The organism is Anaerovorax odorimutans DSM 5092 (assembly GCF_000426305.1).
GTDB classification, from domain to species: Bacteria; Bacillota; Clostridia; order Peptostreptococcales; family Anaerovoracaceae; genus Anaerovorax; species Anaerovorax odorimutans.
Genome location: NZ_AUFC01000028.1, coordinates 24,983 through 35,234 on the forward strand (window position 1 = coordinate 24,983; position 10,252 = coordinate 35,234).

Consider the following 10,252-nt stretch of genomic DNA (forward strand, 5'->3'; position numbering starts at 1 on the left):
CTTAAATTGAGAGGTTATGCAAATGGACAAAATAAAGTAAAAACTAAACTCTGTAAGGAAAATTGGAAACAGCTAATCTAAGAGTGTCAAAATAGTGGTCTTAAAATAAAAGACTGGTGTAAGCAAAATAATATAACGAAAGATGCTATCCATATTTTTTAGCATAAAATCAATAGAATTAGCAAATAATAGTTATACTTGAAATTATAATAATATATAGTATAATTATTGTAAGGGGTGATTTGAATGAAAAATTTTATTGATAGAGAGCAGGAAATGCAGTTTTTAAATGACGAATATAATCGTAAGGGCTCTTCTCTGGTAGTTCTTTATGGTCGACGTAGAGTAGGAAAGACCGAATTGTCTGCTGCCTTTATTAAAAAGAAAAATGCATTGTATTTTCTTGTGACTGAAGAAAGTGAACTTCAAAATCGAAATGCATTTAAGGATACGGTGGCAGACTTTTGTGATAATGATCTATTAAAAAATGCAAAAGTTGATAGTTGGGAAATTATATTTAAAACACTTCTAAATAAAACTGCTAGTGAAAAATTGATTTTAGTAATAGACGAATTTCAGTATTTAGGAAAATCAAATCATGCGTTTCCTTCAATCTTTCAAAAAATATGGGACACCATTCTCAAAGATGAAAATATAATGGTTATTCTTTGCGGATCTTTGATATCGATGATGGAAAGTCAAACGTTAAATTATACCAGTCCTTTATATGGAAGAAGAACAGGACAAATAAAATTGAAACAAATATCGTTTTCTTATTATCAACAATTTTTCCCAGCAAAGACACGCAAGGAATTAATTGAGTATTATGCTGTTACAGGAGGAGTTCCTAAATATATAGAGCTTTTCTATGATAGTGAAGACATATATTCTGCAATTGATAAAAATATTTTGTCAAAGCAAAGTTTTCTTTATGATGAGCCAAATTTCTTATTGCAACGTGAAGTTACAGAAATAGGAAGCTATTTTTCTGTAATAAAAGCAATAGCAGCGGGTAATCAAAAGTTGGCTAAAATAGCTGCAGTTTTGGAATTAAAGCAGACCGGGCTAACGAAATATCTTAAAACCTTAATAGATCTTGACATATTAGAACGTCAAGTACCTATAACGGAAGAGAATCCTGAAAAAAGTAAACGAGGACTATACAAGATAAAAGATAACTTTATTCTTTTCTGGTTTAAATTTGTATACCCAAATTTAAGATTTATTGAATCGGGAAACAAAGATCTTGCTATGAAAAAGATAAAAGTAAATTTAGTCGATAACCATATCAGCTATGTATATGAAGACATTTGCATAGAAGAAATGTGGAAGTTGAATAGTGAGGAAAAATGGAACTTCACTTTCGATAAAGTTGGTCGATGGTGGAATAACGATAAGGAAATTGATATTGTTGCATTGGATAGCAGCGGAAATGGCATTATTTTTGGAGAGTGTAAATACTGGGAAGGTAAAGTTGGTATCAATATACTTGAAGCACTAGAAGAAAAAGTGAAGTCTGTTGAATGGAAAAGAGATGACCGTAAAGAATATTTTATACTATTTGCTATTAATGGATTTACAGAGGAACTGATTGAAGCAGCTAAGAAAAGAAGCGATGTTTTGCTATGCAAGTAAATATTTTGGATATATTGTGTAAATACACTTATTAACTTTATGAAATTTAATATAAATATCGAGTAAAATTCTATAAATTCATTTGAAATAGAATTGCTATAAAAAAATTCAAAGTCTATAGCATAATAAATAGTGCTTTCAAAATCTAAAATAACAAGGTTATTAATTGTAATTTTAATAGTATCTTTGTTATCATATCTCATAAATACAAAAACCTTTTAAACATATCTTGTACTTCGCATCCTTAAGAAAGGCTGATAAACCAACTCATCATTCGTGAAGTTCGTTTTATGCAGGTTAGATTGCTGCTCTTTAGCATGTTTGTGTCATATCCAAAACTCATCAAGGATTTCGGTTATAATTTTCTCAATAAAGTCAAATCTGATAAAGCAGATGTTGTAAAAATAGCCAGTTATGCCTTTGACAGATGGACTTATTTGAAAACATATTGTCTTATGGATTAAATATGAAATCAGTTAAAAACGATGAATCGTCAGGCTTTAAGCATTTCTATATGATTCAAGAATCCAATTACACGGTATAGTGTTTTATAAACTATATTACATTCCCCAATTTTTTAAACAATAAAATATATTTTACTATAAAATGGTAAAAAACCGTTAACTATTATTAATAAAAATAAGAAAATTAAGTTTTAAGTAGAAAAATAAGGGAATAAGAAAAAATATAAGGAGTTTATACTTTAAGTTGACCGAAGGGTTGTTGATTCCATGGAACGGTAGTAAAAAATAGCAATCATAAAAGTGGCCGATTTATCAAATGAAAATGAATTTTAAGAGATGAATGCTATTTCAATTGATGAAAAGCGAATTATCCCATATGAATGATAAAACAAAGAAAATGATATCCTTATAAAAAATTATTATAAATTTTATTGTATGAGGAGGAAAATGTATGTTTTTTAAGACTACGGAGCAGCATGAAGAACTAAGACAAGAAATTAGAAGATTTGCGGAAGAAGAAGTAAAGCCGGTAGCTTTTCTTTTGGATCAGGAAAATAAATTCCCATCCGAAGCGTTTAAGAAGCTAGCTGAAATGGGGATGATGGGAATTCCATATCCAAAAGAGTATGGCGGGGCAGGACTGGATGTGATTAGCTATGCTATTGCAGTAGAGGAATTAGCAAGAGTAGATGGTGGAACAGGAGTCATTTTATCTGCACATACCTCACTTGGGATTTATCCAATTCTTACATACGGAACTGAAGAACAAAAAAAGAAATATGCAGTGCCGCTAGCAAAGGGCGAAAAAATAGGTGCCTTTGGTTTGACCGAAGAAAATGCGGGCAGTGATGCCGGTGGTACCGAAACTACGGCAGTTTTAGAAGGGGATTATTATATTTTAAATGGTGGCAAAATCTTCATAACCAATGCAGGAGAGGCAGACACTTATGTAATTTTTGCGGTTACTACACCGGATATTGGTACACGCGGAATCAGTGCATTTATTGTAGAAAAAGGCTGGGAAGGCTTTGGCATCGGAAAGCATTACGATAAAATGGGTATCCGATCATCTGCTACAGGTGAGCTTATTTTTAATAATGTTAAAGTACCAAAAGAAAATTTATTAGGAAACGAAGGGGACGGTTTTAAAATTGCAATGTCTACATTGGATGGTGGACGTATTGGAATTGCAGCCCAGGCTCTTGGTATTGCTCAAGGGGCATATGAACACGCCTTAGAATATTCAAAAGAACGAATTCAATTTGGAAAACCCATCTGCCATCAGCAGGCCATCGCATTCAAATTAGCGGATATGGCTACTAAATTGAGGGCAGCTCGTTTAATGATTTATAGTGCAGCAGATTTGAAAGAAAATCATGAGGCATATGGAATGGAATCGGCTATGGCCAAGCAATATGCTTCTGATGTCTGTTTGGAAATTGTGAATGATGCTTTGCAAATTTTTGGTGGGACAGGATACTTAAAAGGCATGGAGGTAGAGAGAGCCTATCGCGATGCTAAGATTTGTACGATATATGAAGGTACCAATGAGATTCAGCGTGTGGTTATTGCTGCACATATTATTGGAAAAATGCCAAAGACTGATGTTCGTGTGAATCAGCATCAACCGGCTACGGGCTATCGCAAAAAAGTAATGTTTAACGAAGGAACCTCTGAGGAAAAAGTGGCAGCTCTTGTCGAAGCATTAAAAGCAGATGGTTATGATTTTACAGTAGGAATTCCTATTGATACACCGATTACGAAAGCGGAAAGAGTGGTTAGTGCAGGGCAAGGAATTGGTGAAAAAGAAAACATGAAATTGATTGAAGAATTGGCTACTCAAGCAGGAGCAGCCATCGGATCTTCTAGACCAGTGGCAGAAACCTTGAAATATGTGCCACTAAATCGCTATGTGGGCATGTCAGGACAAAAATTTAACGGTAATTTATATATCGCCTGTGGAATTTCGGGTGCAGGGCAGCATTTGAAAGGAATAAAAAATGCCAGTACAATTGTTGCTATTAATAATGATCCAAATGCCAAAATTTTTAAAGTTTCCGATTATGGTATTGTTGGTGATCTGATAGAAATCTTACCAATATTGACAGCTGCATTGGACAATGGAGAACCGAAGAAAGAAGCACCTCCAATGAAAAAAATGAAAAGAGCCGTTCCGAAAAAGGTTGTTCCTTCTTGGAAACATTATGTTTGCAATGGATGTGGATATGAGTATGATCCTGCTATCGGAGACATGGAAGGTGAGGTACTTCCGGGTACGCTTTTCGAAAATATACCGGAAGAATGGACTTGTCCGATTTGCGGGGAAGAGAAGGCAGAATTTATAGAAATCTAGAAGATTTGATAAAGGACTGTTAAAAAACATTTAGTATAAAGGAGGACTAATTTCATGTATTGTGTTAGAAATATAACAGAAGATCTATATTGGGTTGGAGGCAATGATCGCCGTCTTGCTCTTTTTGAAAATATACATCCGATTTCTCGAGGGGTTTCATATAATTCGTATTTGTTACTAGATAAAAAAACTGTTTTGTTTGATACTGTAGACTGGTCAATTTGTCGGACTTTTATTGAAAATATCCAGCATGTGCTTGCAGGGAGACCATTAGACTATATGGTCATTAATCATATGGAACCGGATCATGCGGCTTGTATTGAAGAGATACTTCTTCGTTATCCAAATGTGAAGATCATAGCTTCGGAAAAAGCGGTGTTGTTTATGCATCAGTTCGGATTCCATATTGATGGGAAACAAACGATAGTTAAAGAAGGCGATACAATGTCTTTTGGAAAACATAAGGTTGTTTTTGTAGCTGCTCCTATGGTGCACTGGCCGGAAGCTATGGTAACCTTTGATACAACAGATGGTGTATTGTTTACAGCAGATGCTTTTGGCACATTTGGTGCACTTGACGGAAAATTGTTTAATGATGAATGGAATAGTGAACGTGATTGGATAGACGAGGGCAGAAGATACTACACTAATATAGTGGGTAAATATGGCCCCCATGTGCAGTCACTTTTAAAGAAAGCCGGCGGTTTGGATATAAAGTATATTTGTCCGCTTCATGGGCCGGTATGGCGCAATAATTTTGAATACTTACTTGATAAATATGATAAATGGAGTCGATATGAACCAGAAGAAAAAGGCGTTATGATTGTATATGCGTCTATGTATGGTAATACTGAAGCAGCAGCCAATGATTTGGCAACAAAGCTTGTGAAAAAGGGTATGACGAATGTGGTTATGTATGATGTATCGCAAACGCATGTATCTTATTTGATTTCAGAAACGTTTAAGTACAGTCATATTGTGCTTGCAAGCGTTACATACAATTTGAATATTTATCCGCCAATGCTGAACTATTTGTCAGATATGAAGGCGCTAAATCTTCAAAAGCGTACAGTTGCTTTGATTGAAAATGGTTCTTGGGCTCCGCAGTCAGGTAAATTGATGCGAGAATGTTTAGAAGATATGAAAGAAATGACCATCTTAGAGAAAGAAGTTTCTTTAAATTCTAGTATGAAGGATGATGATCAAGATATATTCAATGATCTGGCAGAGAGCATTATAGAGTCGATGAAATAATAAATATTGTACCATAAAAAGAAGAAAGGTACTCGTTTCATATCCTAAAGTATTAATTCTAAGGTTTTTAAATAAATTGCATGAAAGAAATTTGATATCACAGGATTAAGATTATTAATGTAGAGAAATGACTGCCTTGGTCAGCTAAATTCATGAAGAATATCGAGTCATAATTTCAGTAAATAAATATAATATGCGTATTCTATAGTGCACTATTGTGTACCATTGAATACGCATATTTTTTAGTGTATTTCAACCATATAGCCCCGACGAAGTCAATGTGCTTAAAATTGACGTTTTCTTTTATTATTCGATGAAGGATAAGATAAATAAATTTTTTTGAATATGACAGTATAATTTATCTTTATTATGTTTTACCTTTACATAAAGATTGTAAAGTGTTTTTGTGCTATTTTATCCTAAAAAATGACAAAATGCGACAAAAATATGTGATAAAATTTAGAAAATAGATATATTTTTAAGGGGAAAAGAATTTTAGGTATATTTAAAATATCATTTTAGTAATAATGTGCATTTGGGTAAGCTGGTATTGTGTTTAATTGAATAGCCTTGGGATTCATGGTTGCTGGATAATAGTTAATATTATAGAAATTGATATGGGTCTACCAGCATTTAGAAAAGTAGAAGGTCTTAGTGTACAACTAACAGAAAACTTAAATAATTAGTTCAATTAATAGATTATAGTTTTTTATTAATGATTGTGTTTATAAAAACATAAAAGAAAGAGATAGATAATGGGTAGTATAGGATAAATGAAAATTAAGAGGTTTATGAATGAAAAATGTTTTTTTAATTGGCGGAACAATGGGTGTAGGGAAAACAGCTACCTGTCAAATCATAAAATATAAGTTGAAAAACTGTGTTTTCCTTGATGGGGATTGGTGCTGGGATATGCACCCGTTTCAAGTGACAAATGAAACGAAGCAAATGGTGGTAGAGAATATTTGCTTCCTCCTAAACAATTTCATCAAGTGTCTCGCTTACGAGAATATCGTGTTTTGCTGGGTTATGCATGAGCAAAGTATCATCGATGATATTCTTTCGCGTCTTGACACGGTGAACTGTAAAATTCATTTGATATCTTTAGTATGTGATAAACAAGCATTACAGATTCGTCTGAAAAAGGATGTCGATGCCGGTATTCGTACAGAAGATGTGATCACTAGAAGTATAGAACGCATACCTCTTTATGAAAAACTCAATACATATAAAGTGAATGTATCGAAAATTAATATAGAACAAGCAGCAGATTATATTATTCATAACTGCTAAATCCCAATTTTATTATTGGATTAGAGCATAATCTGTAGTATAAAAATAAAGTTCAGTTGCGCATTATGTTTACACTTTAAAGTTGTATTCAAAATTGTTTACTAAATGCTAAATAAATGGTAATAGGAGTATTTTATGCGAAAATTTGTTGCTGTGATTTTAATCATTACTATTCTTTTTTTAATTTGCCGTTGTGGTAACGTGTCATCTGATGCCAATGAGGTTGAGAAACATTTTATTAAAGCTGTTAATAATTTTTCTTATGATACAGCCAAAGTTCTTTTAAAGGATAGGACTGATAATTTTAATTATTCTCCAGTATCTCTTTATTATGCACTGGCAGTAGTGGGAAGTGGTGCGAGTGGTAAAACACAACAACAGATTTTTCACTTGCTAAATGTATCCTCAGAAAAGAAACTGTCAGCGCAGTGTGAAGAGTTATATAAGGTTCTTTATTCTGATAATAAAATTAGCAAATTGAAGATCGCAAATTCATTATGGTTGAATGAAAATAAAAAGTTTAATGATACTTTTGTTTCTAATGCAGAAAACTATTTTCATATGTCTACTTTTTCAGTAGACTTTTCTTATGAGGATACTAAAAAAGCAATGGCTGAGTGGATTTCAGAAAATACAAACGGTACATTAACACCGAACTTGGAGCTTAACCCAAAACAGACTCTATCTATTATTAATACGATCTATTTCTGCGATGAATGGGTCAATGAATTTAATAAAAAATCAACACAAAAAGAAGCATTTCACGGGGAAAAAGGGGATGCAAAGGCTGATTTTATGCATAAGAGTGACACAATGAACTTTGTGATAGGCGAAAATTATATGCGTTCTTCCCTTGATTTAAAAGGGGGTGCGCAAATGGTTTTTATTTTACCAGATGAAGGTGTGACTGTGTCTGATTTGCTTTCTTGTCAACATTCTATGAAAGCATTGTTTGAGGATGGAAATGTACATTTTGGCAGAGTAAAATGGGCAATCCCTAAATTTGATTTTTATACTCAATGCAGCCTAAAGGAGGTATTAAATACCATGGGGGTGACAGATGTTTTTGAAGAAAAAGCGGATTTATCCGGCATTACGAAGGAAAAGACGTCAATATCACAAGTTTTGCAGCAGACGAAAATTTCTATAGACGAAAACGGAGTAGAAGCTTCTGCATTTACACAGATAGATATGTATGGTGTAGTATGCCCAGATGAAAGCGCTGAAATGATTTTAAATAGACCTTTTATTTATGGTATTACTTCCTCTGATGGTACGTTGATATTTATGGGAGTGTGCAATAATCCATCAGTATAATTTCCTATTATGTTTATGATGGGTAAGTAGACAAGCATATAAAATATCTACAAAATACGTTAGAAAAAACAAATATTTAAGGAAATCAAACAGGTTAGATTAAATGTTAAGAAAGGAAGGATTTTATGAAGATTGCTTTAATTGCATGTTCAAAAATCTTGAATTTAAGTATTATCTTTAAAGTAAATATTAGCCTAATAATTATAAGTTAAAATAATTTATATTGCTTTTTATAATGGAGATGAAAATATGAGAATTGATAAAATGTCTGGGAAAGTATTTGGATTTGATAGTATTGAAGCTTGTAAAGCATATTTTGAAAATGTTTTACCTTGGAAAATCAAAATATTGATTGACTATTTGATAGAGCAGTGGTGTACTCGTTGTTTAGTATGATTTGAATGGTGCATTATGTTTATATTTTCACATTAGACATTAGGTGATAAAAAACACCAATATACTAAATAGGTTAGAAGGAGGGCAAAATATGGGAGCGGTATTTTTTATGATGCTTATGGTGATTTTATTTTGTATTGCCATGTTTTTTATAGTTGTAAGCACGGTATTTTTGATATTTCGTAGGGTAAAGAAGCGCAAAGGCAAACTTGTAAAAAAGAAATGGTTTGTTATTCCTATGGTAATATTGGTTTTCAATATTTTAGTTGCATGTATACCTATTGGCTACATTGTCTTTTTACATATTGCGAACAGTAGTCAGATTACTGATATTGTCTATGCAAAATCGGGAGAAGTACTTTATTGGCCGATTGGTGAATACGAATCAACTACAAATTGGTTTGAGATGGATGGAAAGAAATACATTCAGTTTCGCGAGGGGTTCTCGGAAGAACCATTTTTCCTTTGTTCAACCGAAGCTAAGCGCGGTGAACCAGTTGCAAATATCAGCTATGATCCAGCAACCAGCAATGCATTTAACGATGCTATGACATTTTTGCTGACAGGTAGTTCAAGAGAGAAGCTCAGCATGTCAACAATATACCCAATTGTTAACGAAAACGGCTTCGAGTTTTACGAAGTAAGTGGCAATGTCGGCAATGATGTTTTTTGCCAGGAATCCAAGCTTGATTCAATTAAAGCCTATTATGCGGAGATCTCCAATTACGAGACAAAAAAACTCACCTGTGAATATAGTGCTTATACGGAAGACGAAGGCAATGGGGAACGCCGCCATAGGCCGTATATTAATATTGAACAAGATGTCACTGTTAATACTGAAGTGTTCAATGAGTTGGAGCAAGCCCTGGAATCTGGGCAGGATTTAATGAGTGTTGAAATTCCGCAGAAATATATTGAACTCGAAAAGGCAGCGCAACCCGACACCCCTATTTTCGGCTATGATGAACGCGAATTGCTCGCATACAGCAAAGACCACATGGCATACAGACATGTCTATCTAGTATTAATTGATGGTCAGGTGTATGTAGAACAAGGTTCGAGTGGCAACTATATAACTGGTTATTCGCTGCCTGATGAAATGAATCGATATATTATAACTACTGTTTTTGTTAATTGATTTTATCTTTTCTTTTAATAGACATCCGAGTTTGGCTGTTTATTTTTCCATACTAGTTTCCCATTATGAATAGAGAATTATCCGATTCTGCGCAAAAAAATGCCTCTGAATTTTAGCAAACTTAGAGGGGCAGGGTTGGATAATTCCATAGCACGAAAACGCGGAGCTATATGTAATTGCTATGGGGATTGTAACTGTTCGTTTCTACACAATTTAAGAATATTATGGGTAAAAATCAAGAAAGCAATATATATACCTATACTAAAATGTTAAAATAGGCATAGCAAAGCTAACCTCGCAAGGAAGCTTGAAAAAATTTATTCGGTTTGCCAAAATGGCGGTGAAAGTCCACTTTTGACAATGTTTTCACTGCCGCAGTATGGACATTTTTTAATACTCCTG

General features: G+C 33.5%; 8 protein-coding genes. All 8 read left to right on the forward strand.

Annotated features, from left to right (window positions below):
• Window positions 1-246: 246 nt before the first annotated feature.
• The 8 genes from K292_RS0110425 to K292_RS0110460 all read left to right on the forward strand — a co-directional run bounded on the left by K292_RS0110425 (window position 247) and on the right by K292_RS0110460 (window position 9,850).
• A complete protein-coding gene (locus K292_RS0110425) occupies window positions 247-1,635 on the forward strand; it encodes an AAA family ATPase (RefSeq protein ID WP_027399792.1) in 1,389 nt (462 codons plus the stop codon).
• A 290-nt stretch (window positions 1,636-1,925) separates the two neighbouring features.
• Window positions 1,926-2,099, forward strand: a complete 174-nt coding sequence (locus tag K292_RS18670; RefSeq protein WP_330364957.1) for a hypothetical protein — start codon at window positions 1,926-1,928, stop codon at window positions 2,097-2,099.
• Between the two features lie 451 nt (window positions 2,100-2,550).
• Window positions 2,551-4,452 (forward strand): acyl-CoA dehydrogenase family protein, encoded by a 1,902-nt coding sequence (locus K292_RS19645; RefSeq protein WP_084145975.1) that lies wholly within the window; start codon window positions 2,551-2,553, stop codon window positions 4,450-4,452.
• A 54-nt stretch (window positions 4,453-4,506) separates the two neighbouring features.
• Window positions 4,507-5,706, forward strand: a complete 1,200-nt coding sequence (locus tag K292_RS0110440; protein ID WP_027399793.1) for an FprA family A-type flavoprotein — start codon at window positions 4,507-4,509, stop codon at window positions 5,704-5,706.
• Window positions 5,707-6,501: 795 nt separating this feature from the next.
• Window positions 6,502-6,999, forward strand: a complete 498-nt coding sequence (locus K292_RS0110445; RefSeq protein WP_027399794.1) for an AAA family ATPase — start codon at window positions 6,502-6,504, stop codon at window positions 6,997-6,999.
• A 135-nt stretch (window positions 7,000-7,134) separates the two neighbouring features.
• Window positions 7,135-8,316, forward strand: coding sequence for a serpin family protein (locus K292_RS16825; RefSeq protein WP_051280646.1), 1,182 nt, complete (start codon window positions 7,135-7,137; stop codon window positions 8,314-8,316).
• A 264-nt stretch (window positions 8,317-8,580) separates the two neighbouring features.
• The gene (locus tag K292_RS19310; RefSeq protein ID WP_281168548.1) at window positions 8,581-8,712 is read left to right on the forward strand and encodes a hypothetical protein; all 132 of its coding nucleotides are present in this window, start codon (window positions 8,581-8,583) and stop codon (window positions 8,710-8,712) included.
• A gap of 91 nt (window positions 8,713-8,803) precedes the next feature.
• Window positions 8,804-9,850 (forward strand): hypothetical protein, encoded by a 1,047-nt coding sequence (locus tag K292_RS0110460; protein ID WP_027399795.1) that lies wholly within the window; start codon window positions 8,804-8,806, stop codon window positions 9,848-9,850.
• Window positions 9,851-10,252 lie beyond the last annotated feature (402 nt).